The sequence below is a fragment of the Amycolatopsis cihanbeyliensis genome, from assembly GCF_006715045.1.
In the GTDB taxonomy this organism is placed as follows: Bacteria; Actinomycetota; Actinomycetes; order Mycobacteriales; family Pseudonocardiaceae; genus Amycolatopsis; species Amycolatopsis cihanbeyliensis.
On the sequence record NZ_VFML01000001.1, the window covers coordinates 1,332,501 to 1,357,353 of the forward strand.

Below are 24,853 nucleotides of genomic sequence, written 5' to 3' on the forward strand. Positions count from 1 at the left end.
CCCGAAACCCCAGGTCAGACCCTGCTTCCGGCCCGGAAACCCGGATCAGCCGAGCAGCTTCACCCCGGCCGTGCTGCGCTTGCCCCGGCGCACGACGAGCCAGCGCCCATGCAACGCGTCGCCGGCGGCGGGCCGCCAGTCGTCCCCGGCGATCTTCAGGTTGTTCACGTACGCGCCGCCTTCCTTCACGGCGCGCCGGGCCGCGCCCTTGCTTTCCACCAAGCCGCTCGCCAGCAGCAGGTCCACGATGGTCGGCTCGTCGGACATCCGCACCTCCCCGGTGGGCACCTCGGCCATCGCGGCGTCCAGGGTCGCCGGTTCCAACTCGGCCAGCTCTCCCCTGCCGAACAACGCCTGGCTGGCGGCGATCACCTGCCGGGTCTGTTCCGGGCCGTGCACCAGGTCGGTGAGTTCCTGGGCGAGCCTGCGCTGGGCGAGCCGTGCGGCCGGCCGTTCCGCGGTCGCGGTCTCCAGCTCGGCCACCTCGTCCCTGCCGAGGAAGGTCAGCATCCGCAGGCACGGGACCACCTCGGCATCACCGAGGTTGACGAAGTACTGGTACCAGGCATACGGCGAGGTCAGCTCCGGGTCCAGCCACACGTTGCCGCCGCCGGTGGACTTGCCGAGCTTGCGGCCCTCGGCATCGGTGAGCAGCGGCGCGGTCAACGCGTGCACCTGCGCGCCGTGCACCCGCCGGATCAGGTCCACCCCGGCCAGGATATTGCCCCACTGGTCGGAGCCGCCGATCTGCAGTCGGACCCCGTGGCGCTCGAAGAGCTCCCGGTAGTCGTTGGCCTGCAGCAGCATGTAGCTGAACTCGGTGTAGGAGATGCCCTCGCCTTCCAGCCTCCGCTTGACCGTGTCCCGCGCCAGCATGGTGTTGATCGAGAAGTGCTTGCCGACGTCCCGCAGGAAGGAGGTCACCGGCATCCGACCGATCCAGTCCAGGTTGTTCACCTCGATCGGCGGAACCGTCGGGTGGTCGAAGTCGACGAAGCGGGCGAGCTGTCCACGCAGCCTTCCCGCCCACTCCCGGACGGTGTCCTCTGAGTTCAGCGTGCGCTCGCCCACGTCCCGGGGGTCCCCGATCAGCCCGGTACCGCCGCCGGCGAGTAACACCGGCCGGTGGCCGGCATCCTGGAACCGGCGTAGCACCAGCATCTGCACCAGGTGACCGGCGTGCAGGCTGGGTGCGGTCGGGTCGAAGCCGGCATAGACGGTGAGCGGCCCGTCGTCGAGGTCACGCCGCAGCGCCTCCAGATCGGTGGACTGCGCGATCAGCCCGCGCCAGGACAGTTCGTCAAGGATGTGCTCGCTCACGCATCGATATTCCCCCACCAGGTCAACCGACTTGTCGCCGGGGCCGAGCCCGGCCGGCGCGGCGGTAGGCCGACACCGAGGGCGATCCGGCCAGCCAGAACCGCCAGGGAACGTCCATGGCCGCCGCCACCCCGACCCGTGGCCCGCTGCGGATCTCCGCCGCGGGCACCGGTGGCCCGGCGAGCAGCCGGATCGGTGAGTCCGGACCGGTCAGATCGATGCCGTTGTGCTCCCGGCCGAGGCCGAGCACCGAGGTGAGGACGGCCGGACCACTGGCGAACTCGCCCTTGCCCTTCGCCGTGGGCCTGCGGGAACGCGCCAGCTCGGAGCCGTCGACGACCTCGCCCGCGCGCAGCAGCACGGCACCCGCCTCGCCCTCGGTGGTCGCCACCACATTGGCGCAGAAGTGCATCCCGTACACGAAATAGACGTACAGATGACCGGCGGGACCCCACATCACCTCGTTGCGTGGGGTCCGGCCGCGGTAGCAGTGCGAGGCCGGGTCATCCCGACCCCGGTAGGCCTCGACCTCGGTCAGCCGCAGCCGCACCTCGCCGTCGGCCAGGCGCGACTCCAGCACGCAGCCGAGCAGGCGGATGGCCAGCTCGACCGGGTCGCGGGCGAGCTCGTCCCTGGTGAAGACCTGTTCGCGGGGTCCGATCCGGCGACTCCTTTACTCGGTCCAGGCGCGGTGCTCGGCCACCGCGGCGGCCAGGCGTTCCCGCTGCTCGGCGACCCTGGCCGGGGCGGTACCGCCACGCGCGTCCCTGGACGCTATCGAACCCGGAACGGTGAGCACCTCGCGCACCCGCGGGGTGAGTGCGGGGTGGATCGTCCCCAGTTCCTCGTCGGTGAGCTCGTCCAGCCCGACGTTCCGCCGCTCGGCGACCCGGACGCATTCCCCCGCCGCCTCGTGTGCGACCCGGAACGGGACACCGGCACGCACCAACCACTCCGCGATGTCGGTGGCGAGGGTGAATCCGGCCGGCGCCATGGCGGCGAGGCGGTCGGTGTGGAAGGTGAGGGTGTCGAGCATGCCCGCGATCGCGGGGAGCAGCAGCTCGAGCTGTTCGACGGAGTCGAAGACCGGTTCCTTGTCCTCCTGCAGGTCCCGGTTGTATGCCAGTGGCTGTGCCTTGAGCGTTGCCAGCAGACCCGTGAGGTTGCCGATCAACCGGCCCGACTTGCCCCTCGTCAGCTCGGCCACGTCCGGATTCTTCTTCTGCGGCATGATCGAGCTGCCGGTGGCCCAGGCATCGTCCAGGGTCACGTAGCCGAACTCCGCGGTGTTCCAGATGATCACCTCTTCGGCGATCCTGGACAGGTTCACCCCCAGCATCGCCACGGCGAAGCCGAACTCGGCGGCGAAGTCCCTGGACGCCGTGCCGTCGATGGAGTTGTCCACCGACGTCGGGAAACCCAGCTCAGCGGCGACCGCGTCGGGGTCGAGCCCGAGCGAGGAGCCGGCCAGTGCCCCCGACCCGTACGGTGACTCGGCCGCGCGGGTGTCCCAGTCCCGCAGCCTGCCGACGTCCCGCAGCAACGCCTGCGCGTGGGCGAGCAGATGGTGGGCGAGCAGCACCGGCTGGGCATGCTGCAGGTGTGTGCGCCCGGGCAGTACCGCGTCCGGGTACCGCCGTGCCTGGGCCAGCAGTGAGTCGATCACGTCCAGGGTGCCGGACACCACGCGGCGGGCGGCGGCGGCGAGCCACATCCGGAACTGGGTGGCCACCTGGTCGTTGCGGGAACGCCCGGCCCGCAGCTTGCCGCCGAGCTCGGCGCCGGCACGTTCCAGCAGCCCGCGTTCCAGCGCCGTGTGCACGTCCTCGTCGGCGACCGTGGGGGTGAACGCGCCGGACTCGACGTCCGCGGCCAGGGTGTCCAGTGCCGCCAGCATGCCGGTGAGCTCGTCCTCGCTCAGCAGACCGGCCCGGTGCAGCACCCTGGCATGCGCCCGCGAGCCTGCGATGTCGTAGGGGGCCAGGCGCCAGTCGAAGTGCGTGGACGCGCTCAGCGCCGCCATCGCCGCGTCGGGCCCGCTGGCGAACCGCCCACCCCACAGCGCGACCGGCTGCTTGTCACTCACCTGCGTACCTTTCCATCCGTGAGGGTTGTGCAGAACGGCCCAGCGACCGCGGGCCGCCGGCCCGCGCGTGTCCGGCTAGGCCTTCTGGTCGCGCTTGGCCGCGATCTTGCTGGGCAGACCCCACAGCTGGACGAAGCCCTTGGCCAGGGACTGGTCGAAGGTGTCGCCCTCGTCGTAGGTGGCCAGGTTGAAATCGTAGAGCGACTGCTCGCTGCGCCTGCCGTTGACGGTGACGTTGCCGCCGTGCAACGCCATCCTGATGTCGCCGGAGACATGGTCCTGGGTGGTACCGACGAACCCGTCCAGCGCCTCCTTGAGCGGGGAGAACCAGAGGCCGTCGTAGACCAGCTCGCCCCAGCGCTGCTCCACCTGCCGCTTGAACCGGGCCAGGTCACGCTCCACCGTGACGTTCTCCAGCTCCTGGTGCGCGGTGATCAGCGCAATCGCGCCCGGCGCCTCGTACACCTCGCGGCTCTTGATGCCGACGAGCCGGTCCTCCACCATGTCCAGCCGCCCGATCCCGTGCGCGCCGGCCCGTCGGTTGAGCTGCTGGATGGCCTCCAGCATGGTGACGGTCTCGCCGTCGATGGCCACCGGAACGCCCCTGTCGAAGGTGATGACCACCTCGTCCGGCGCCTGCCAGTGCACCGTCGGGTCCTCGGTGTAGGAGTAGACGTCCTTGGTCGGGGCGTTCCACAGGTCCTCGAGGAAGCCGGTCTCCACCGCGCGGCCCCACACGTTCTGGTCGACCGAGAACGGGGACTTCTTGGTGACGTCGATCGGCAGGTCGCGCTCCTCCGCGTAGGCGATGGCCTTCTCCCTGGTCCAGGCGAAGTCCCGGACCGGAGCGATCACCTTGAGGTCCGGGGCGAGCGCGCCCACACCGACCTCGAACCGCACCTGGTCGTTGCCCTTGCCGGTGCAGCCGTGCGCCACCGTGGAGGCACCGTGGTACTTGGCGGCCTCGGCGAGATGCTTGACGATCACCGGCCGGGACAGCGCCGAGACCAGCGGGTAGCGGTCCATGTAGAGCGCGTTGGCCCGTAGCGCGGGCAGGCAGTACTGGTCGGCGAACTCGTCGCGCGCGTCGGCGACCACCGCCTCCACCGCGCCGCAGTCGAGCGCACGCTTGCGGATGGTCTCCAGGTCTTCGCCGCCCTGCCCGAGGTCGACGGCCACCGCCACCACCTCGGCCCCGGTCTCCTCGGCGATCCAGCCGATCGCCACGGAGGTGTCCAGCCCACCCGAGTAGGCGAGCACGATCCGCTCAGTCACCTCAGTCTCCTTCGCTTTCTTCAACGTCCAAAGTAGATGATCGCCTCGCCAGTGCGACGAAGCGGTCGGCCAGGTCCTTTCCGGTGAGCGGTTCCCTGGCGATCACCGCGATGGTGTCGTCCCCCGCGATCGAGCCGACGACCTCGGCCAGCGCCGCCCGGTCGATCGCGCTGGCCATGAACTGTGCGGCGCCCGGCGGGGTACGCAGCACGGTCAGGTTGCCCGAGTAGTCCGCCGAGACCAGCAGCTCGGCCAGCAGCCGGGACAGCCGCGAGGTGCCACCCTGCACGCCACGAACGGGGCTGCCGTCCTCGGGGATCACGTACACCGGCGCCCCGGAGTCGGCACCGCGCAGCTTGACCGCGCCGAGTTCGTCCAGATCCCTGGACAGGGTGGCCTGGGTGACCTCGATTCCCTCGGCGGCGAGCAGTTTCGCCAACTCGGTCTGGCTGCGAATAGCCATGGTAGACACCAGCTCGGTGATCCTGGCCTGCCGGGACGCCCTGCTCATCGTCGCTCCTGCCCCGCCCCGAGCAGCCACACCAGCAGGGCCTTCTGCGCGTGCAGACGATTCTCCGCCTCGTCCCACACCGCGCTCGCCGGACCGTCGATCACCTCGTCGGTGATCTCCCTGCCCCGGTGCGCGGGCAGGTCGTGCAGCACGATGGTGTTCTTGCCGGTGCGGCCGAGCAGCTCGGTGTTCACCTGGTACGGCCAGAACGGCGACACCCTGTCCTTGCCGTCGTTCTCCTGTCCCATCGAGGTCCAGGAGTCCGTACTCACCACATCCGCGCCGTCCACGGCGGCCAGCGGATCGGTGAACACCCGCGCACTGCCGCCGGTCTCGGCCGCCCTGGCGGCCACCGCGTCGAGCACCCAGGGCAGCGGGTGGAAGTCCGGCGGCGCCGCCACCCGCACATGCATGCCCGCGGTGACCCCACCGAGCAGCAGCGAATGGGCCATGTTGTTCGCGCCGTCACCGAGATAGGTCAGGGTCAACCCGGCGAGGGTGCCCGTACGTTGCCGCACGGTCTGCAGGTCGGCGAGGACCTGGCAGGGGTGGAACTCGTCGGTGAGGGCGTTGACCACCGGCACGTCCGCGGCCGAGGCGAACGCCTCGATCCGGGCGTGCGTGAAGGTACGCCACACGATGGCGTCCACGTACCTGGACAGCACCCGCGCGGTGTCCTCAAGCGTCTCCTCGCGGCCGAGCTGCATGGTGCGCCCGTCCACGATCACCGGATGACCGCCGAGCTGGACGATGCCCGCCTCGAAGGAGAACCGGGTACGGGTGGAGCTCTTCTCGAAGATCGCCGCGACGGTCCTCGGGCCGGCGAGTGCGTCGCCGAGCGGCTGCTTCTTCAGCTCGTCGGCGAGGTCGAGGACGGCGAGTTGCTCCCCGGGGCCGAGGTCGTCGTCACGGAGGAAGTGCCGCGGCATCGTCAGGCGCCTTTCGTGGTGGTGTCGAGCGCGTCGGGCAGCGCGGCGAGAAAGCCCGCGGCCTGCTCCTCACTCAGGATCAGCGGGGGTGCGAGCCGGAGGGTGTCCGGCGCGACGGGGTTGACCAGGTAGCCGGCGGCCTGCGCGGCCCTGGCCACAGCGGGGGCGGCGGGCTCGCGCAGGGTGATGCCGATCAGCAGCCCGGCACCGCGGACACCGGTCACCAGCGGGTGGTCCAGTTCCTCCACCCCGCTGGCGATGTCCTTGCCGAGCGCCGCGACATGGTCGTTCAGGCCCTCCTCCGCGATGGTGCGCAGCACGGCCAGCCCCGCCGCGCAGCACACCGGGTTACCACCGAAGGTGGTGCCGTGTTGGCCCGGCTTGAGCAGCTCACCCGCCTCGCCGACGCCGATCACCGCGCCGAGCGGGAGGCCACCACCAAGGCCCTTGGCCAGGGTGATGAGGTCCGGGGTGATCCCGGCGTGCTGAAAGGCGAACCAGCCGCCGGTACGGCCGAGGCCGGTCTGTACCTCGTCCAGGACCAGCAGCGCACCGGCCTGCCTGGTGATCTCCCGTGCCGCCTGCAGGTAGCCGTCCGGCGCGGGCACCACCCCTGCCTCACCGAGCATGGGCTCGAGCACCACGGCGGCGGTCTCCCCGTCCACGGCCTCCCGCAACGCGGCGGTGTCGCCGAAGGGGACATGGGTGACGCCGGGAACCAGCGGTTCGAACGGCTCCTTCTTGGTCGGTTGCCCGGTCAGCGCCAGCGCCCCCATCGTGCGGCCGTGGAAGGCCTGTTCACAGGCCACGACCTTGGTGCGACCGGTCAGCCTGCTGATCTTCAACGCCGCCTCGTTGGCCTCGGCGCCGGAGTTGACGAACAGCACCCGCCCCGCTCCGGCGAACCCGGCCACGTCCAGCAGGGCCTCCGCCAGTTCGACGGTGACCGGGTTGACGTAGAGATTCGAGGTGTGGCCGAGCCTGCCGATCTGCTCGGTGACCGCGGCGACCACCGCCGGATGCGCGTGGCCGAGCGCGTTCACCGCGATGCCGCCGACCAGGTCGAGATACGCGTTCCCCTCGGCATCCCACACCGTGGCGCCCTCGCCGCGCACCAGGGTGAGCTCCGGGGTGCCGTAGTTGTCCATCAGGGCCGAGGTCCAGTGCCCCTGGCCGTCCATGTTGGTCTCGATCCGGCTCACGGCGAATCCTCCTCCGGCAGCACCATGGTGCCGATCCCCTCGGATGTGAACACTTCCAACAACACCGAATGGGCCAGTCGCCCGTCGATGACGTGCGCCCGGCGCACCCCGCCCCGTATCGCGCGCACGCAGGCCTCCATCTTCGGGATCATGCCGCTGGACAGCGAGGGCAGCAGCTCCTCCAGCTTGTCCACCCGAATTCGGTTGATCAGCGAGGATCGGTCCGGCCAGTTCGCGTAGAGCCCCTCGATATCGGTGAGTACCACGAGCTTCTCCGCGCCGAGCGCCGCGGCCAGCGCGCCCGCCGCCGTGTCCGCGTTGACGTTGTGCACCACCCCGTCGACATCGGGCGCGACCGTGGACACCACCGGGATGCGGCCGGCGTTCACGATGTCCAGCACGGCGTCCGGGTTCACCCCGACGACCTCGCCGACCAGCCCGATGTCCACCGCCTCCCCGTCCACGACGGCCTGCTTGCGTTGCGCGGTGAACAGGTGCGCGTCCTCACCGGAGATCCCCACGGCGTACGGGCCGTGCGCGTTGATCAGACCGACCAGCTCGCGGCTGACCTGCCCGACCAGCACCATGCGCACCACATCCATGGTCTCCGGGGTGGTGACGCGCAGCCCGCCGCGGAACTCGCCCTCGATGCCGAGTCGGTCCAGCATCGTGGTGATCTGCGGGCCGCCGCCGTGCACCACGACCGGGTGCAGCCCCGCCAGCCGCAGGAACACCATGTCCTGGGCGAACGCCGCCTTCAGCTCCTCGTCCACCATGGCGTTGCCGCCGTACTTGAGCACGACGACCGCGCCGTGGAACCGCTGCAGCCAGGGCAGCGCCTCCACCAGCACACCCGCCTTCTCGGCCGCCGTCGCCAGCCGCTCCCGCGGCGGCACGATCGCTTCCGCCGGGCTCATGAGGAGTACGCGCTGTTCTCGTCGACGTAGCCGTGCGAGAGGTCGGTGGTGAGGATGGTCGCCTCCGCCGCGCCCACACCGAGGTCGATGACGATCTCGACCTCCTTGCCGGACAGGTCGGCCGCGGAGCGGTCCGCGGCCGCGCCACCGGCGGAGCACAGCGTCACCCCGTTGATGTGGATGGACAGCGTCGCCGGATCGACCCGCGCACCGCAGCGACCGGCCGCCATGGCGATCCGCCCCCAGTTCGGGTCCGAGCCGAACAGCGCGGTCTTGACCAGGTTGTCCTCGGCGACGGTGCGGCCGACCGTGATCGCGTCGGCCTCGCTGGCGGCGCCCCGGACCACGATGTCGATCTCCTTGGTCACGCCCTCGGCGTCGGCGCGCAGCTGGTGCACGAGATCGAGGCTCACCGCGGTGAGCGCCTCGGTGAACTCCCGCTCGTCCGGCGTGATCCCGCTCGTGCCGGAGGACAGCAGCAGCACCGTGTCGTTGGTGGAGGTGCCGCCGTCCACATCGAGCCGATCGAAGGTGACCCGGGTCGCGGCGCGCAGCGCGGTGTCCAGTACCTCGCCGGTGAGCACCGCGTCGGTGGTGAGCACCGCGAGCATCGTCGCCAGGTTCGGGGCCAGCATCCCCGCGCCCTTGGCGAACCCGCCGACGCTCCAGCCGCTCGCGCGCGCGGCCGCCTGCTTGGCATGGGTGTCGGTGGTCAGCACGGCGCCCGCGGCCGCGAGGCCGGCGGTGGCCGTCGTATCGAGCCTGCTCATCGCACAGTCCACACCGGAAAGGACGGCGTCCATCGGTAGCCGTTCGCCGATCAGTCCGGTCGAGCAGACGGCGACCTCGATCGCACCGGTGTCCAGGCGGTCGGCGACCTTCTCCGCGGTCGCGTGGGTGTCCTGGAACCCGCCGGGACCGGTGGCGGCGTTGGCTCCGCCGGAGTTCAGCACCACGGCGCGCAACCTGCGGTGCCGCAGCACCTCCTGCGACCACAGCACGGGCGCGGCCTTCACCGCGTTGGTGGTGAACACACCCGCCGCGGTGAACTCCGGACCGTCGTTCACCACGAGGGCGAGGTCGGGACCACCCGAACTCTTGATGCCCGCGGCGACACCGGCCGCGCGGAAACCGCTGGGAGCGGTGACCCCCGTGTCCCGGTCGACCCGAATGCTCATGGCGCTGACTCCTTCGCGACCTCGTGCGCATCCTGGCGGCCGACGCGCACACGGTGGTCATCTTGGATGCCGCGGTTCGACCAAGGCCTCATGGCGCTACTCCTGCCGTGGTGAGTCCGGTGGCCTCGGGAAGACCGAGGGCCAGGTTCATGGATTGCACCGCGGCTCCCGCGGTGCCCTTGGTGAGGTTGTCGATCGCGGCCACCACGACCAGCCTCCCGGCGTCGGCGTCCACCTCGAGTTGCAGCTGCACGTTGTTCGAGCCGATCGTGGCCGCCGTGGCCGGCCAGGACCCGGGGGCGAGCACCTGCACGAACGGCTCGTTCGCGTAGGCATCGAGGTAGGCCGAGCGCGCGGTGGCACCGTCCGCTCCGGGCGAGAGCCGGGCGCTCGCGGTGGTCAGGATGCCGCGGGGCATCGGGGCGAGCACCGGGGTGAAGGACACGGTGACCCGTTCACCGGCCACCGCGCCGAGCCCCTGCACGAACTCCGGGGTGTGCCGATGCGCGCCGGCCACCCCGTAGGCGCTGGCCGAACCCATGACCTCCGAGCCGAGCAGATGCGGCTTCAGGCTCCTGCCGGCGCCGGAGGTACCGGTGACCGACACCACCGTCACCTCGGGCCGCACCAGTCCGGCGGCCAGCGCCGGCGCGAGGGCCAGCAGGCCGCCGGTCGGGTAACACCCGGGCACCGCCACCCGCTTGGTGCCGCGCAGCCTGTCCCGGCCGCCGGGTAGCTCCGGCAGGCCGTACGGCCAGGAACCGGCGTGGTCGCCTCCGTACCAGCGCCGCCAGTCCGCCGCGTCGGACAGCCGATGGTCCGCGCCGAGATCGACGACCAACACGTCCGGGCCCAGCAGGGCGGCGAGCTCGGCGGAGTGCCCGTGCGGCAGCGCGAGGAAGACCACGTCATGTCCGGCCAGCGTGTCCGGCCCGGTCTCCACCAGCATCCGGTCGGCGAGTGGCGCCAGGTGGGGCTGGTGTTGCCCCAGCGGCGTCCCGGCGCTGCTCGCGGCAGTCAGCGCGCCGATCTCCACCCCGGGGTGCGCCAGCAGCAGGCGCAACAGCTCCCCGCCCGCGTAGCCACTCGCCCCGGCCACCGCAACCTTCACCGTCATACGAATGATTATGCACGAAGATGAAAGGCCAATCAAACTGGTTTCTGCGGTGGTTCAGGCGCGCTCGCGCCGCCACCCCCGCGGGTAGTCGAGGACCAGTTCGTGCTCGTCCATCGGCAGGTCGGCGCGGAACCCCGCGGACTCGTACCGGTAGGTCTCGCGGCCATCGGCGGCGTCCAGCCTGGTGTAGCGCTGCGCGGAGACCGACAGCTCCAGCTCCGGCACCCTGATGTACAGCACACGCAGGTCGGCGGCCTGGTGCGGGCGCAGGCCGAGCCGGCGGACGGGAAGGGTGTTGGTGAACGGCGTGCTCGAGATGTCCACGTCGAGACAGCCGGTGAGCTCCGGCATCGGCACGCCGGTCTCGTCCTGCCAGGCACCCAGGCCGTCACCCGACACGGCGAGCCTGCGCACGGCATGCTGGCGGGCGATCTCCACCTCCACCCAGGTCGTGGCGCCCTCAGCCGCGGTCTCGATCCGGTAGCTGATCCGCGCCGCCCCGTCCGGGAACGCCACCACCGCGTTGCTGTCCACACGCAGCCCTTCGTGGTCCGACCAGCGCACGTGTTCGACGCCCGGCCAGTCGAGTGAACTCCACGCGACCTCCATACCCCACCTCCGCATGTTAACCGTCTATTGAGTTAGCAAGTTAGCATAGAAACCGCTAAACTGGGTGAATGGTCAACGCGGAGGGGCACCGGCAGGCCGCGCCCGGGGACCTCGAGCGGGTGCGGGAGTTGCTGAACACCTGGCTGGTCCCCAACGACACGCGCGTGCCCGCCGACAACCTCACCGAGTTCTGCGCCGCACACGGGCTCGGCAAGGCGGAGACGAGCACCATCCGCGCGCTGCGCCGGGACCTGCGTGCCGCGATCGAGCAACCGGCGGCCGCGGACGAACTGATCTCCGGCTGGAGCGCGAGAACCGCGATGCGCCCGGTACTCGAGGAGGGGCGGCTGGCCTTCGCCCACGACGGCGGGCCCGCGGGGGACCTGCTCGCGACGGTGCTCTCCGCGGCGGCGGACGGCCGGCTACGCAGGCTGAAGGCGTGTCCCGACTGCCGGTGGGTGTTCTACGACCACACGCGCAACGGCAGTAAGCGGTGGTGCCTGATGTACGCGGGCGGGCCGGAAGGGCGGGCCTGCGGCACCATCGCCAAGGTGCGCAGGCACCGTGAACGCAGCTCGGGAACCTCCTGACGGCGCGGTCATCTCGCGACGGGTGTCGGACCCCCGGTCTAGCGTGCTGTTCGTCACACCTACGACCCGAGGGGGAACGATGAGGGAACACCACGTCTGGCGCCTGATCCGGCAGGCCAGGCGAGACACCCGCGACCACCTGGCCGGCACCCGGGACCGGCACAGCTGCCTGCCCACCGTTTCCGGCTGGACGGCACTGTCCTTCCTGGGCAAGTCGCTCCAGGACAGACCGCTGGCCGACGTGGTCGCCTTCCAGCACCTGCTGATCCGGATCCACCGCCGCGCCTACCGGTGGGATCTGTGGCTGGCGTTCGGGATCGCGCTCGGCGGAGCCGACGAGGACCGCTTCGACGACTGCATCTGCTGGCTGGTCCTGCGGGGCAGACGCGCCTTCGCCCGCGTGCTGATCGATCCGGACACCCTCGCCGGGATGGACCTCGGTCCCATGGAGGTGTCCGGCTCGGGCGGTCTGGCCACCCTGACGCACGAGGTGCTCGTCCCCGGCGGAGGCGAGGCCCTCAGCCGGTGGCAGGACGAGTGGCTGCACGATGTGGTGGGCAGCATCCCGCCGGCCGGGCCGCCACTCGGTGACCCGCCGCCGCAGGACCTGGCGGCGGCGCGGCGGCGGTTCCCGAAACTGGCCGCCCGCCACCTGCCGCCGGAACAGGCCGACCCCATCGGCCCGCTGATCCGGCACGACTTCCCGGTCGGGCGCGCCCGATGAGCCTGATCGAGGCGGTGCGCACCGGGCTGGCCGACCTGGCTGACCCGGCGAAGGCACCGGCCATGCGCGCGTACATGAAGTCCGAGCTGCCGTTTCGCGGGGTGGCCAAGCCGGCCCGGCAGCGGCTGGGCCGGCAGGTGTTCGCCGAGCACCCGCTGCCGGATGTCGAGACGTGGACGGCCACCGTACTCGAGCTCTGGCGCGGTGCGCGGTACCGCGAGGAACGGTACCTGGCGCTGGACCTGACCGGCCACCGTTCCTACTCCGCTTGGCAGGGACCGGAGTTGCTGCCGCTGTACGAGGAACTGATCGTCACCGGCGCGTGGTGGGACTTCGTGGACGAGATCGCGGCCCACCGCGTGGGTCCCATCCTGCGTGCGTCGCCCGAAGCGGTCGACCCGGTGCTCCGCGACTGGGCGAACGGGGTCGACCGGTGGAAACGCCGCGGCGCGGTGATCTGCCAGCTCGGATCCAAAAAGGACACCAGGACCAGGCTGCTGGAGTACTGCGTCGAGGCGAACATCGACGATCCCGACTTCTTCCTCCGCAAGGGCATCGGCTGGGCGCTGCGCCAGTACGCGCGGGTGGATCCGGATTGGGTGCGCGCCTTCGTCCGCACCCATCCCGGCTTGTCCCCGCTGTCCCGGCGGGAGGCGCTCAGACATCTGGAGGGGAACGATGGAGCACACCCGTAGGAGGGTCACGCGGCGGAGGCGGCGACGCGTGCCTGCCATCGAGTGTCGCTGGCCGGGCGCGCCGCGAACGGTGGAACTCCTCGGCTACCGGCCGCGGCACCCTTCCTGCCGTTCGGCACACCCGTCCCGCACGCCCGGGTCGCGACCGAACGCGTCGAGCCGCTGGGGTCTGCCGAGCCCTGACCGGACGGCTACGCTCGCGTCATGCTCGATGCCTGGGAGCCGACGGCGGCCGGCGTGCTGCGGCTGCCCTCCGGCCGGCTCGTTCGCGGCCGGGGGCTCCGCCGCCCGCTTCCGGCGGGCCCGGAGCCCACCTTCGCGCTGTACCTTCTTGGCCACGAGCCTCCTCCGGTGACCTGGGAGACCAGGTGGCTGCGCTGGCCGGACTTCCGGTTGCCCGCCGACCACGAAGCCACCGCGGCGGCACTGCGCGAAGCATGGGCACGCGCCGAAGACGACCGCGTGGAGATCGCCTGCGCCGGCGGGCACGGCCGGACCGGCACGGCACTGGCCTGCCTCGCGGTGCTGGACGGCGTGCCGGGTCGCGAGGCGGTCGGCTACGTCCGGAAGCACTACACGCGGCGCGCCGTCGAGACGCCCTGGCAACGCCGGTTCGTCAACCGCTTCCGCTAGCAGGCACCTTCTTCCCCAGCTCCTTAGGTCCGCCGCTGCGCCGTGTGCCCCACGATCGCGGATACCGCGGTGTCCCACAGCGGGCGCGGGGGCATCTCGTGTCCCATTCCGTGCAGCGGGACGAACGTGGCCCCCGGGATCTCGGCGGCGAGCGCCTCGCCGTGGCCGAGCGGGAAGAGCGGATCGTCGGTGCCGTGCAACACCAAGGTCGGCAGGGTGATGTCGGCCAGCCGGAACCGGTCCGTCGAGCCGCCGTCGATGACCCAGTGGTTCGTCACGCTCGCCGCGATGTCCCGGGTGCGGTCGACCACGACGGTCGCCGTCCGGCGTGCCCGCTGCTCGTCGAAACCGAGCGAACCGGCGAAGGGGCGTTCGGCCTCGACGAGATAGTCGATCACGGCCGAACGATCGTCCCAGGCCGGTTCCGGAGCGGGATTCTCGAACACGGCACGGATTCGCGGCTCGCTCGGGGGCAGGCTCCTCCGCTCGGAACACTCCCCCGCCGGGCTGGTGGCGATCAGGGTGAGCGTGAGCAGCCGTTCGGCCCGCCGGGCCGCCAGGTACTGCGCGAGCCCGCCGCCCATGGAAATCCCGACGAGGTGGGCGCGGTCGATGCCCAGCGCGTCGAGGATCCGCACCGGGTCGGTGGCCAGGTCGTCACCGGAGTACGAGGGCGCGCCCACGGGCGAGGTCGAGGACCCGCCGGTGTCGCGGTGGTCGTACCGGATCACGAACCGGCCCTCGCCGGCGAGTCGCGCGCAGAACGCGGGCTCCCACTGGTCCATGGATCCGGCGGCGCCGCTGATCAGCAGCAGCGCCGGATCGGCGGGATCCCCGAAGGTCTCCAGGCACAGTTCGACGCCATCGGTACGCACGGTTCGCTGAGTCATACACCATCAGACCTCTCCAGCGCGAAAAACTCATCGGTACCGGCGGCACGACGAGGACGGCACGGACGGCCGGGCGCTCAGCGGAGGGTAGCGCCGAACCGCTCGGCCGCCGCCGATACCGCGGCATCCCGCGCCTTGGTGGCCTCCTCGGCGGTCAGCGTCCGGTCGGGAGCGCGGAACCGCAGCTTGTACGCCAGCGACCGCTTGCCCTCGCCGACCTGATCGCCCCGGTAATCGTCGAACAGCGCGACGTCCTCCAGCAACTCGCCGGCGCCGTGGCGCAGCACCTCGGCGAGCTCCGCGGACGGCACCTCGGCGTCGACGACGAGCGCGACGTCCAGCAGCACCGGTGGGTACGCGGAGATCGAGGGCGCGGGCCGGTCGTCCGGCAGCGGGATCGCGTCGAGGTCGAGCTCCATCGCGGCCATCCGGGCGGGCAGTCCGAGTGCCTCGACCACCTTCGGATGCAGCTCCCCCGCATGCCCGACGGTCCGCTCGCCGACACTGAGCCGGGCGCACCGACCGGGGTGCCACGGCGGCAGATCCCCCGCCTCGACCCGCAGCTCGACCCCGGCCGCGGCGGCCACGGTACGCGCGGCCTGCACGGCGTCCGCCCAGCCCGCCTGCGCGCCGGAACCCCACCAGCCGGAACGCTCCCGCAGCCCGCTGAGCACGACGGCGACATGTGTCGGCTGATGCGGCACCGCCTCGCGCAGCGCGGCCAGGTCCTCCTCGCTCGGCCTCCCGCCGACGTCGAGCTCGGGCACGACGGGCCGCCCCTCGCCGGGCAGCACGACCTGCCCGATGTGGAACAGGGCGAGATCCCGGAAACCCCGTGCCGTGTTGCGCTGCAGGGTCTCCAGCATGCTGGGCACCAAGCTCGTCGCCAGCTCGCTCTTGTCGGCCTCGAGCGGGTTCAGCAGGGTCACGGTGTGCCTGCGGTCGTCGTCCTCCGGCAGCCCGAAGGCATCCCATACGGACTTGTCGACGAACGGGAAGGGCAGTACCTCGACATAGCCGGTCTCGGCGAGCGCACGAGAGATGGTGCGGCGCCGGCGCTGAGTCTCGGTGAGCCCACGGCCGGCGGGCGCGGCGGGCAGCACCGAGGGGATGCTGTCGTATCCCTCGAGCCGCAGCACCTCCTCCACCAGGTCGGCCCGCTGCACGAGGTCGGCCCGCCAGCTGGGCGGAACCGCCGTCACCACTCCCTTGCCGTCGTCGCCGGTGCTCACCGTGATTTTGCAGCCGATCTGGGTGAGCCTGCGAACGGTCACCCCCCGCTCGTAGGACACCCCGGCGACCTGATCGGGCAGGCTGATCGGCATGGTGACCGCGGGGGGCGGCTCGACCTCGCCCTCGTCGGTACGGCCGGGCTGAATACTGCCGTCGCCGTACTGGCGCAGCAGCCGCGCGGCCAGCTCGACGGCCACCGCGCACAGCTGCGGGTCGGTGAACCGCTCGAACCGCTTGGCGGCCTCGGAGAACAACTTGTGCCGGCGCGCCGTCCTGCTGATCGACGCCGGGTCCCAGTGCGCGGCCTCGAGCAACACATCGGTGCTGTCCAGGCCGATCTCGGTGCCGGCGCCGCCCATGACACCGGCGAGCGAGGTGACCCCGCTGTCGTCGGCGATCACGATGTCGTCCGGATCGAGCTCCCGCTCGACATCGTCCAGCGTGGTCAGCTTCTCGCCGGCGCGCGCCCGGCGCACCACGAGCCCACCGCGCACCGTGGTGGTGTCCCAGGCGTGCATCGGGTGGCCGAGTTCGAGCATCACGTAGTTGGTGACATCCACGGCCAGCGAGATCGACCGGATCCCGGCCAACATCAGCCTGCGCCGCATCCACCACGGTGTCGGGGCTCCGGCGTCCAGGCCGGTGACCCTGCGCAGGACGAACCGACCGCAGCCCTCCGGGTCCTCGATCGTGACCGGCCAGGCGTCGCCCTCGCCGGCCGGCAGCCCGACGGCGCCAGGATCCGCCGGGTCGCCGAAGGGCGCGTCCAGCGCGCAGGCCAGTTCCCTGGCCAGTCCCCGGATCGAAAGGGCGTAGCCACGGTCGGGGGTCGGCGTGAGCTCCAGCACCGTGTCGTCGACACGGAGCACCTCCCTGGCCTCGTCGCCGGGGCTCGCCGTGCCGGGTGGCAACACCAGGATGCCGGTGTGGTCATCTCCGAACCCGAGCTCGCGTGCGGAGCAGATCATGCCTTCGCTGACCCGGCCGTAGGTCTTGCGTGCGGTGATCTCGAACCCACCTGGCAGCACGGCACCGGGCAGGGCGACCACCACCAGATCGCCCTCGGCGAAATTGCCTGCGCCACAGATGATGCCGTTGGTCTGGATCCCGGAGTGGCCCTGCTGGACGGCGTCCTCGGAGTCCGCCACGCCGTCATCCGGATCGTCCGGTTCCGGCGCGAGTTCCTCGGCCGCGGTGTCCGGCACGCCGTCGCCGACCTCCACCCGGCAGTACCGGATGGGCTTCTTGAACTCGCTCAGCTCCTCGAACTCGACGACCCTGCCGACCACGAGCGGCCCCTCGACCTGGCCGAGTGGTTGCACGTCCTCGACCTCGACACCGATCCGGACGAACGCCTCGACGAGCTCGTCCGGCCCGACCGCTTCATCGAGCTCGAGGTGTTCGGTGAGCCAGCTGACGGGGACTCGCACTCACGCCTCCGTTCCGAAGGGAAGGGTGAACCTGACGTCGCCCTCCACCATGTCGCGCATGTCGGGAATCCCGTTGCGGAACTGCAGGGTGCGCTCCAGCCCCATGCCGAACGCGAACCCCGAGTACACGGCGGGGTCGACACCGCAGGCACGCAACACGTTCGGATTGACCATGCCGCAACCGCCCCATTCGACCCAGCCTGGGCCGCCTTTCTTCTCCGGGAACCACACGTCGACCTCGGCCGACGGTTCGGTGAAGGGGAAGAAGTGCGGGCGGAAACGGGTTCCCGAGGACTCGCCGAAGATCGACCTGGCGAAGGCGTCCAGCGTGCCCTTCAGGTGGGCCATGGTGAGCCCCTTGTCCACCGCGAGGCCCTCGACCTGATGGAAGACGGGAGTGTGGGTGGCGTCCAGCTCATCCGTCCGGTAGGTGCGCCCGGGCACCACCACGTACACCGGCAGTTCCCTGTCCAGCAGGGTCCGGGCCTGCACCGGCGAGGTATGCGTGCGCAGCACCAGGCCGGAGCCCTCCGGCGCGATGTAGAACGTGTCCTGCATCTGCCGCGAAGGATGGTCCTTGCCGAAGTTCAGCGCATCGAAGTTGAACCACTCGGCCTCGACCTCGGGGCCCTCGGCGACCTCGTAGCCCATCGCCATGAAGGCGTCCGCCACCCGCTCGGCGATGGTGGTGATCGGGTGCCGGGCACCACGTGGCGTCTTGTCCCACGGCAGAGTGACGTCAACGGCCTCGTCGCGCAGCACTCGCTCGTCCCGCTCGGCCTGCAGCACGGCACGCCGGGCATCGAAGGCGGCCTGGGCGGCCTGCATGGCCTCGTTCACCCGCTTGCCTGCCTCGGCCTTCTCCCCCTTCGGCAGGGAACCGATCTGCCTGCGGGCGAGCAGCAACGGGGCTTGGTCGCCGAGATGTGCCGGTTTGACCGCGGCCAGCGCGTCCAGGTCCGTCGCTGCCGCGAATTCCTCCTCGGCCGCCAGCACGGCGGCCTGCAGGGTCTCCGGAGCGAGTGTCGCGACCGACTTCTGCTCCTGGTCGTTGGCTTCGGACATAACTCCTCGGCGTCCGGTGTGACGGGGGTCCGCAGCGCCCCGCGGGCGCGAGCGCATCTGGCGACTGACCGCCAGATTCTATGTGATCGCGATCCGGCGGCGCCGCCCAGTATCAGGTGGGTGCCCCGCGTGCCGCCATCGCGCTGGCGTAGAGACAGACCGCGGCCGCCGTGGCCAGGTTCAGGCTCTCCGCCCCACCGTAGATGGGTACCCGCAGGACTCGGTCGACCGCGGCCAGCAGCTCCGGGGCGAGCCCGTGAGCCTCGTTCCCGAGCAACCATGCGGTGGGCGCGGCGAGGTCCGGCGCGGTCCGCAGGTCGTCCTCGGCGGCGCCATCGGCCGCGGTCACCACCAGTCCGGCGCGCCGGCAGGCGGCCAGCGCCTCGGCCGGCGAGGCGCACCGGGCCACCGGGAGATGGAACAGGCTGCCGGTGGAGGCACGCACGCACTTTCCGTTGTGCACGTCCACGGTGTCCCCGGCAAGGAGCACGGCATCCGCACCGGCCGCGTCCGCCACCCGCAGCACGGTGCCCGCGTTGCCGGGGTCCGCGACGCCGGCGAGCACGGTCACCAGTCGCGGCCGGCCGGCCAGCGCCCGCTCGACCGGCACCTCCACAACGTCACAGACGGCGACGAGCCCCTGCGGGGTGACTGTCTCGGACAGCAACTCGGCGGCTCGCCGGGTGATCACCGACACGCGAGCCGAGCGCCGCGCCTCGGTCACCAGCTCACCGTGCCGGGCCGCGGCCTGCTCGGTGACGAACAACTCGTGTACCCGGGCGTACCGCAGTGCCTCCCGTACGGCCTGCGCGCCCTCGGCGAGAAAGCGCCCCGCCTCGGCCCGGCCCGAGCGGGTCGCGAGCCTGCGCGCAGCGACGACCCGGGGAGTCCGGTGCGTGCACCGGTCGTCCCCGGGTCGTTGCGAGGTCACGCTGGCGTTCAGTGCCGGTTCCTCAGCTCCAGTTCCGGAGCAGGCTCTCAGGCCGGCTTCACCGTCGCCGGGATGTTCTGCTTGGCGACCTCGGCCAGCGCCGTGAAGGCGGCGGCGTCGTGCACCGCGAGCTCGGCCAGGATCTTGCGGTCCACCTCGACACCGGCGGCCTTGAGGCCCTGGATGAACCGGTTGTAGGTGACGCCGTTCTGCCGCGCCGCGGCGTTGATCCGGGTGATCCAGAGCTGGCGGAAGTCACCCTTACGGGCGCGGCGGTCCCGGTAGGCGTAGTTGAACGAGTGGAGCGTCTGCTCCTTTGCCTTGCGGTACAACCGCGAACGCTGGCCACGGTAGCCGCTGGCGTTCTCGAGCGTTGCGCGACGCTTCTTCTGGGCGTTCACCGCCCGCTTGACGCGTGCCACGGGTCCATCCTGTCGATTTCGGGGGGCCGCCCATGTGTGGACCGCCCCGGGTGGTTACGGCAAAGTTCGTATGATCGGCGACGCTGACGGCGGTACCGGCGTCAGCGGCCCAGCAGTCGCTTGACCCGCGGCACGTCGGCCTTGGCGACGTCCGTCGTGCCCTCCAGCCGGCGGGACACCTTGCTGGACTGCTTCTCCATCAGGTGCCGCCTGCCGGCCCGCTGCCTGCGGAGCTTGCCGCTGCCGGTGACCCGGACTCGCTTGGCGGTCCCGCTGTGCGTCTTGTGCTTCGGCATTGTTCGTCCTTACGTTCTTCTCATTCGACAGCACACCGCGAGTATCCCGGTGTGCCGCGGTCGTGCGGGCGTTCCTGCCGGTCAGGACTCCGCGGCCTCGGTCTCCTTGGCCTTCGACTTGGACTTCACGTTCTTGTGCGGGGCCAGCACCATGATCATGTTGCGGCCGTCCTGCTTGGGGTTCGACTCGATGAAGCCGAGTTCGGCGACGTCGTCAGCCAGCTTCTGCAGCAGTCGGAAGCCCAGTTCGGGGCGGGACTGCTCGCGCCCACGGAACATGATCGTCACCTTGACCTTGTTCCCGGCTGCGAGGAAGCGGGACACGTGGCCCTTCTTCGTCTCGTAGTCGTGCTGATCGATCTTGGGACGCAGCTTCTGTTCCTTGATGACGGTCAGCTGCTGGTTACGGCGTGACTCGCGAGCCTTCTGCGCGCTTTCGTACTTGAACTTGCCGAAGTCCATGAGCTTGCAGACCGGCGGCCGCGCCTGCGGGGCGACCTCGACGAGGTCGAGATCCGACTCCTGGGCGAGCCGAAGCGCATCCTCGATCCGGACGATGCCGACCTGCTCGCCGTTCGGGCCGACGAGCCGCACCTCCGGAACTCGGATACGGTCATTGATGCGTGTCTCGGAGCTGATGGGGCCTCCTTGGTCCGAGGTATCTCTCTGTTTACTCCATGTACCCGTTTTCGACCTGGTGCCCACATGCCACAAGCCCCGTCACCACCCTGGGTGCGGGGCCCACTCTCCGATCGGTGCGCCGGTGACCACCGGGCGCGCCACGAGACGTCAGTCTCGCGAGACCGGACCCGGCCGCCTCGGTTCAGCGGCGACGCGGGTGGGAGCGGGGCTCCACTTGCGGCCCCCGATCGCTCGGGGGCTGGTCGCTCGTGGAAGGGTACCAGACGTGGTTGACAACGCTTCCGAGCAGCCCGAAAATTCCCCGGCTCCGGACCCGAGCGAGGTGCGCGGGCTGGCGGAGATCCCGAGCGTCGAGGTGATCAGCCGGGCCGCCGTCATGCTCATGTCCGCCGCGGCCGAGCGGCTCGGGCTGGCCGACGACGAGCCGGACACCAGCACGCACCGGGACCTGGACGAGGCGCGCAGGCTGATCACCGCGCTCGCCGGACTGGTCACCGCCTCCACCGAGTATCTCGGGCTGCACGCGGCGCCGCTACGGGACGGGGTGCAGTCCCTGCAGAAGGCGTTCCGGGAAGCCTCCGCGGTCCCGGACGCCCCGGGGCAGGGGCCCGGCGAGAAGTACACCGGGCCGGTGCACTGACCCGGGCCTCCCGCAACCGCTCGCGGCCGACTCACCTGCCTCACCAGTTGGTACGGGACTCCCGGAAGATCGCCGCGAGGTCCTCGGCGTCGACGGCGCGCGGGGCCACGTTCAACAAGCGTTGCTGTTTCAGCGCCCCGGTCACCAACTGGTCGGTGTCGGTCTCGGTGTAGCCGACCGCGGCGGTGCCGTTCGGGATGCCGATGTCCCGCATCAGCTCCGCGAGCACCGCGGGCAGCTGCTCCCTCGGGTCGGACCGCCGTACCGCACTCGGGGCCAGCAACTCGGCCGCCCGCAGGTGCCGGTCCGGGTCGGTCGGGTAGGTGAACCGGAACGTGGCCGGAGCGGTGAGCGAAACCGACTGGCCGTGCGGTACCAACGGCTCCGGCGGGTAGCCGTCCGGAACGTAGTCGCGAACCATCCCGGCGATGGGATAGCCGCAGGCGTGCGGGATGTGCACCCCGGCGTTGCCGAATCCCATCCCGGCGAAGGTCGCCGCCAGCATCATGTCGGTGCGCGCGGCGAGGTTTCCTCCGGTGAGCACGGCGGCGCGGAAGGCACGGCCGATCAGCCGCAGTGACTGCTCGGCCCACATGTCGGAGATCGGGTTCGACCCGCAGTACGCGACCCTGGTCTCCGGGCTGTGCCTCGGGAACGCGCTGTACGGCTTGGCGGTATAGGACTCCAGCGCGTGACAGAGCACGTCCATCCCGCTGGCCGCGGTCACCACGGGCGGGAGGTCGAGGGTCAGCAGCGGGTCGGCGACCGCCAGGGTCGGGCGCAATCGCGGATGGCTGATCCCGGTCTTGACCTTGAGCCCGAGCAGGTCCAGCACGCAGACCGGGGTGCTCTCCGATCCGGTACCCGCGGTGGTCGGCACCGCCACCAGCGGTTTGAGCGGCCCCGGGGGCGTCCTGCCGTGGCCGATCGGTTTGTTCAGGTAGTCGTGCAGCTCACCGGGGTAGGTGGTGAGCAGGTTGACCGCCTTCGCGGTGTCGATGGCGGAACCGCCGCCGACACCGATGAACCCGTCCCACGCCGACCGCCCGGCGAACTCCACGGCCTCGGCGAGGCTCTCGTCGGTCGGCTCGACGTGCACTCGGTCGTAGACCTCGACGGTCAGTCCCGCCGCCTTGGCCGCGTCGGCGACCCGCTGCGGCACGCCGCTGCCGGCGACCCCGGGGTCGGTGATGATCAGCACCCGGGCGGCGCCCTGTTGCCCGAGGTCGTAACCGATCTCGTCGACCGCGCCCGCACCGAACTTGAGGGGCACGCCGCCCCAGGTGAAGACCGTCTCGTTCAGGTATTCCGTCACGCCGGAGAGTGTCGCGGCTGCGCTTGCGCGGGGCAAGCACGCGGCGGGTGGTCAGTCGAGGACGGCGAGCGCGTCGATCTCGACCAGGAGACCGGCGGGGAGGCCGACGTAGACCGTGGTGCGTGCGGGGTAGGGCTCGCGGACGAGTTGGTTGTAGGTTTCGTTCAGCTCGGCGAAATGCGCGGTGTCGGTCAGGTACACCCGGACCATCACCAGGTCGTCGATGCTCGACCCGGCCGCCTCCAGCACCGCCTCGATGTTGCGGAAGGTCTGCCTGGTCTGCTCCGCGACCGTGGCGCCGACGACCTCGCCGCTACTCGGGTCGAACGGGACCTGCCCGGCGACCTGCAGGATGTTGCCCTTGCGCGAAGCCTGGGCGAACGAAGCCACCGGCTTGGGCGCGTTCTCCGTGCTGATCGCGATCTTGCCCATCGAGTGTCCATCTCCCATCGGTTCGTTCACTTCGTCCATCCACTGAGGACGGATGCTTCCTCGGCCGCGGCGAGCAGGTCGGGAACCAGCGCCAGCAGCCCCTCGTAGTCCAGCAGCACCTTCGGCACCGAGATCGAGACCGCGGCGAGCACGTCGCCCCCCGCGCCCCGGATCGGCGCGGCGACGCAGTGGATGAAGTCCTCGTGCTCGGCATTGTCCACGGCGTAGCCGCGCGCGTTCACCCGCTCCAGTTCGGCAAGGTACTCCTCGGGGCTGCCGATGGTGTTCTCGGTGAGCCGGTGGTACTCCAGGTTCGCGGCGATCTCCGCACGCCGCTGCGGAGCGACCGCCCCCACCAGCACCTTGCCCACGGCCGTGCAGTGCAACGCGGCCCGCTTGCCGACCCTGGAGTACATCCGCACCGCATGCCTGCCCTCGAACTTGTCGATGTAGACCACCTCGCCGTCCTCGTAGCTGGCCAGGTGGACGGTGTGGCCGGTGCGCTCGTTCAGTCCGGCCAGTGCCGGTTCGGAGCTGCGGCGCACGTCCCGCTGCTCCAGGGCCTGGTTGGCGAGGTCGAACAGGGCGCTGCCCAGCCGGTAGTGCCGCGCTCCCTCACGATGGACGAAATGGTGCGCTTCCAGCGTGCGCAGCAGTCGCAGCACGGTCGACTTGTGCACGCCGACCTCGTCGGCGAGTTGGTCCAGGGTGCGCGCGTCCTTGGCGAGCCCGCCAAGCAGGGTCAACGCGCGATCCAGGCTCTGGCTCATCTCTTCCTCCGGAAGGTGTCATACCCGGACGACGCCCGTGCCGGTGAGCCGGGCGGCCGCCCATGCCCGGTCGTCGGCCGCGAGCAGTTCGGCGACGACACCGGGCGGCAGGGGTTCCCCCACATCATTGTGGGTGAGCAGGGTGGATGCCGCTTGCAGGTGCCCGCAGCGCAGGCGAGTCTCCGGCGGCTCCTGCCGCAGGGCGGCGGCGAGGAAGCCGGCGGCGAAGGCATCGCCCGCGCCGACCGCCTCCACGACCTCCACCTGTAGCGCGGGCGCGAACACCGGGGCCCGGCCCCCTTCGAAGACGGTGGCCCCACGCTCGCCGTGCTTGACCACGAGCGTCGACGGCTGCGGCAGCAACGCGCGCAAGGCCATGGCGTCGCCGGTCCCCCATATCTCGGCCGCCTCGTCGTCGCCCACGAACACGATATCGGCCAGCGCGGCCAGTTCGGACAGCACCGCTGGATCCCGGTCCTGCCACAGCGCGGGCCGCCAGTTGACGTCGAAGGAAATCCGCCTGCCAGCCCGCGGGGAGGTGAGCAGCGCACGCACGAGCTGCTCGCATCCCGCGGACAGCGCGGGGGTGATCCCGCTGAGATGGATCAGCCGCACCCCGTCGAGCTCGAGCCGGTGCAGCAGGTCCGGGCCCATCCCGGAAGCAGCCGAACCGCGCCGGTAGTAACGGACCGGGCTGCCGCCGTCGGTCCCGGTTTCCTTGAAGTACACCCCGGTCGGTCGATCCGGGTCCATCCGAACCTGGGTCACGTCCACGCCCGCGGCCTCGATCTCGCCGAGCAGGGCGTATCCGAACGGGTCCTGGCCCAGGGCGCTCACCCAGGCCGCGCGAACGCCGAGCGAGACCAAATGACAGGCCACATTGGACTCCGCCCCGCCTGCCGTCCGCTGCCATACCCGCACTTCCCCAGCCGGACCGGGTTCCGCCGGCACGAAGAGAGCCATCGACTCACCCAGGCACAGCACCTCGGTGCCTGTTTCCC

General features: G+C 70.9%; 27 protein-coding genes. 5 read left to right on the forward strand and 22 right to left on the reverse strand.

Annotated features, from left to right (window positions below; all coding sequences use genetic code 11):
- Positions 1-45: 45 nt before the first annotated feature.
- From tyrS to FB471_RS05745, 11 genes are all read right to left on the reverse strand, one after another.
- Positions 46-1,320, reverse strand: a complete 1,275-nt coding sequence (gene tyrS, locus FB471_RS05695) for a tyrosine--tRNA ligase (RefSeq protein WP_141996265.1) — start codon at positions 1,318-1,320, stop codon at positions 46-48.
- Positions 1,321-1,342: 22 nt separating this feature from the next.
- The gene (locus FB471_RS05700) at positions 1,343-1,981 is read right to left on the reverse strand and encodes a DNA-3-methyladenine glycosylase (protein ID WP_141996266.1); all 639 of its coding nucleotides are present in this window, start codon (positions 1,979-1,981) and stop codon (positions 1,343-1,345) included.
- A gap of 12 nt (positions 1,982-1,993) precedes the next feature.
- Complete coding sequence (gene argH / locus FB471_RS05705) at positions 1,994-3,406, reverse strand: argininosuccinate lyase (protein ID WP_141996267.1); 1,413 nt, start codon at positions 3,404-3,406, stop codon at positions 1,994-1,996.
- Positions 3,407-3,481: 75 nt separating this feature from the next.
- Positions 3,482-4,681: an argininosuccinate synthase gene (locus FB471_RS05710; RefSeq protein ID WP_141996268.1), complete on the reverse strand. Its 1,200-nt coding sequence runs from the start codon at positions 4,679-4,681 to the stop codon at positions 3,482-3,484.
- Position 4,682: 1 nt separating this feature from the next.
- Positions 4,683-5,192 carry an arginine repressor gene (locus FB471_RS05715; protein ID WP_141996269.1) on the reverse strand — a complete coding sequence of 170 codons (510 nt, stop codon included), beginning with the start codon at positions 5,190-5,192 and terminating at the stop codon, positions 4,683-4,685.
- The gene (gene argF, locus FB471_RS05720; RefSeq protein ID WP_141996270.1) at positions 5,189-6,121 is read right to left on the reverse strand and encodes an ornithine carbamoyltransferase; all 933 of its coding nucleotides are present in this window, start codon (positions 6,119-6,121) and stop codon (positions 5,189-5,191) included. The genes FB471_RS05715 and argF overlap by 4 nt, the downstream gene beginning before the upstream one ends.
- A 2-nt stretch (positions 6,122-6,123) precedes the next feature.
- A complete protein-coding gene (locus FB471_RS05725) occupies positions 6,124-7,302 on the reverse strand; it encodes an acetylornithine transaminase (RefSeq protein ID WP_142001614.1) in 1,179 nt (392 codons plus the stop codon).
- Positions 7,303-7,319: 17 nt separating this feature from the next.
- Positions 7,320-8,240, reverse strand: coding sequence for an acetylglutamate kinase (gene argB / locus FB471_RS05730; protein WP_141996271.1), 921 nt, complete (start codon positions 8,238-8,240; stop codon positions 7,320-7,322).
- Positions 8,237-9,418: a bifunctional glutamate N-acetyltransferase/amino-acid acetyltransferase ArgJ gene (argJ, locus tag FB471_RS05735; RefSeq protein WP_141996272.1), complete on the reverse strand. Its 1,182-nt coding sequence runs from the start codon at positions 9,416-9,418 to the stop codon at positions 8,237-8,239. The genes argB and argJ overlap by 4 nt, the downstream gene beginning before the upstream one ends.
- Before the next feature lie 88 nt (positions 9,419-9,506).
- Positions 9,507-10,535 (reverse strand): N-acetyl-gamma-glutamyl-phosphate reductase, encoded by a 1,029-nt coding sequence (gene argC / locus FB471_RS05740; RefSeq protein ID WP_141996273.1) that lies wholly within the window; start codon positions 10,533-10,535, stop codon positions 9,507-9,509.
- 54 nt (positions 10,536-10,589) lie between these two features.
- Positions 10,590-11,144: a putative glycolipid-binding domain-containing protein gene (locus tag FB471_RS05745; protein ID WP_170220715.1), complete on the reverse strand. Its 555-nt coding sequence runs from the start codon at positions 11,142-11,144 to the stop codon at positions 10,590-10,592.
- 68 nt (positions 11,145-11,212) lie between these two features.
- On the opposite strand from FB471_RS05745, the gene FB471_RS05750 reads away from it, so the two are divergent.
- The 4 genes from FB471_RS05750 (at position 11,213) to FB471_RS05765 (ending at position 13,786) form a co-directional block, all read left to right on the forward strand.
- Complete coding sequence (locus FB471_RS05750) at positions 11,213-11,734, forward strand: CGNR zinc finger domain-containing protein (protein ID WP_141996275.1); 522 nt, start codon at positions 11,213-11,215, stop codon at positions 11,732-11,734.
- 79 nt (positions 11,735-11,813) lie between these two features.
- Positions 11,814-12,458 (forward strand): DUF4240 domain-containing protein, encoded by a 645-nt coding sequence (locus FB471_RS05755; protein ID WP_141996276.1) that lies wholly within the window; start codon positions 11,814-11,816, stop codon positions 12,456-12,458.
- Entirely contained in the window at positions 12,455-13,153 is a 699-nt protein-coding gene (locus FB471_RS05760) for a DNA alkylation repair protein (protein WP_141996277.1), read from the forward strand. The genes FB471_RS05755 and FB471_RS05760 overlap by 4 nt, the downstream gene beginning before the upstream one ends.
- A 204-nt stretch (positions 13,154-13,357) precedes the next feature.
- Positions 13,358-13,786 carry a protein-tyrosine phosphatase family protein gene (locus tag FB471_RS05765; protein ID WP_141996278.1) on the forward strand — a complete coding sequence of 143 codons (429 nt, stop codon included), beginning with the start codon at positions 13,358-13,360 and terminating at the stop codon, positions 13,784-13,786.
- 23 nt (positions 13,787-13,809) lie between these two features.
- On the opposite strand, the gene FB471_RS05770 is transcribed toward FB471_RS05765, so the two are convergent.
- From FB471_RS05770 to infC, 7 genes are all read right to left on the reverse strand, one after another.
- Positions 13,810-14,676: an alpha/beta fold hydrolase gene (locus FB471_RS05770; protein WP_141996279.1), complete on the reverse strand. Its 867-nt coding sequence runs from the start codon at positions 14,674-14,676 to the stop codon at positions 13,810-13,812.
- Positions 14,677-14,753: 77 nt separating this feature from the next.
- Complete coding sequence (pheT, locus tag FB471_RS05775; RefSeq protein WP_141996280.1) at positions 14,754-17,339, reverse strand: phenylalanine--tRNA ligase subunit beta; 2,586 nt, start codon at positions 17,337-17,339, stop codon at positions 14,754-14,756.
- Positions 17,340-18,404, reverse strand: coding sequence for a phenylalanine--tRNA ligase subunit alpha (gene pheS, locus FB471_RS05780; protein WP_141996281.1), 1,065 nt, complete (start codon positions 18,402-18,404; stop codon positions 17,340-17,342).
- 112 nt (positions 18,405-18,516) lie between these two features.
- Complete coding sequence (locus FB471_RS05785; protein WP_141996282.1) at positions 18,517-19,335, reverse strand: TrmH family RNA methyltransferase; 819 nt, start codon at positions 19,333-19,335, stop codon at positions 18,517-18,519.
- Between the two features lie 47 nt (positions 19,336-19,382).
- Entirely contained in the window at positions 19,383-19,757 is a 375-nt protein-coding gene (rplT, locus tag FB471_RS05790; protein ID WP_141996283.1) for a 50S ribosomal protein L20, read from the reverse strand.
- Positions 19,758-19,858: 101 nt separating this feature from the next.
- On the reverse strand, positions 19,859-20,053 hold the full coding sequence (rpmI, locus tag FB471_RS05795; RefSeq protein WP_141996284.1) for a 50S ribosomal protein L35: 195 nt from the start codon (positions 20,051-20,053) through the stop codon (positions 19,859-19,861).
- An 81-nt stretch (positions 20,054-20,134) separates the two neighbouring features.
- On the reverse strand, positions 20,135-20,758 hold the full coding sequence (infC, locus tag FB471_RS05800; RefSeq protein WP_141996285.1) for a translation initiation factor IF-3: 624 nt from the start codon (positions 20,756-20,758) through the stop codon (positions 20,135-20,137).
- Positions 20,759-20,960: 202 nt separating this feature from the next.
- Between infC and FB471_RS05805 the strand changes: the two genes are divergently transcribed.
- Complete coding sequence (locus tag FB471_RS05805) at positions 20,961-21,335, forward strand: DUF1844 domain-containing protein (RefSeq protein WP_141996286.1); 375 nt, start codon at positions 20,961-20,963, stop codon at positions 21,333-21,335.
- A gap of 40 nt (positions 21,336-21,375) precedes the next feature.
- Here the strand turns inward: FB471_RS05805 and FB471_RS05810 are convergent, their stop codons facing one another.
- From FB471_RS05810 to FB471_RS05825, 4 genes are read right to left on the reverse strand one after another with little or no spacing between them, the layout of a single operon-like run.
- A complete protein-coding gene (locus FB471_RS05810; protein WP_141996287.1) occupies positions 21,376-22,650 on the reverse strand; it encodes a hydroxyacid-oxoacid transhydrogenase in 1,275 nt (424 codons plus the stop codon).
- 51 nt (positions 22,651-22,701) lie between these two features.
- Positions 22,702-23,082, reverse strand: coding sequence for a RidA family protein (locus FB471_RS05815; RefSeq protein ID WP_142001615.1), 381 nt, complete (start codon positions 23,080-23,082; stop codon positions 22,702-22,704).
- A 26-nt stretch (positions 23,083-23,108) separates the two neighbouring features.
- The gene (locus tag FB471_RS05820) at positions 23,109-23,852 is read right to left on the reverse strand and encodes an IclR family transcriptional regulator (RefSeq protein WP_141996288.1); all 744 of its coding nucleotides are present in this window, start codon (positions 23,850-23,852) and stop codon (positions 23,109-23,111) included.
- 18 nt (positions 23,853-23,870) lie between these two features.
- Positions 23,871-24,836, reverse strand: a complete 966-nt coding sequence (locus FB471_RS05825) for a sugar kinase (protein WP_281287431.1) — start codon at positions 24,834-24,836, stop codon at positions 23,871-23,873.
- Between the last annotated feature and the right edge of the window lie 17 nt (positions 24,837-24,853).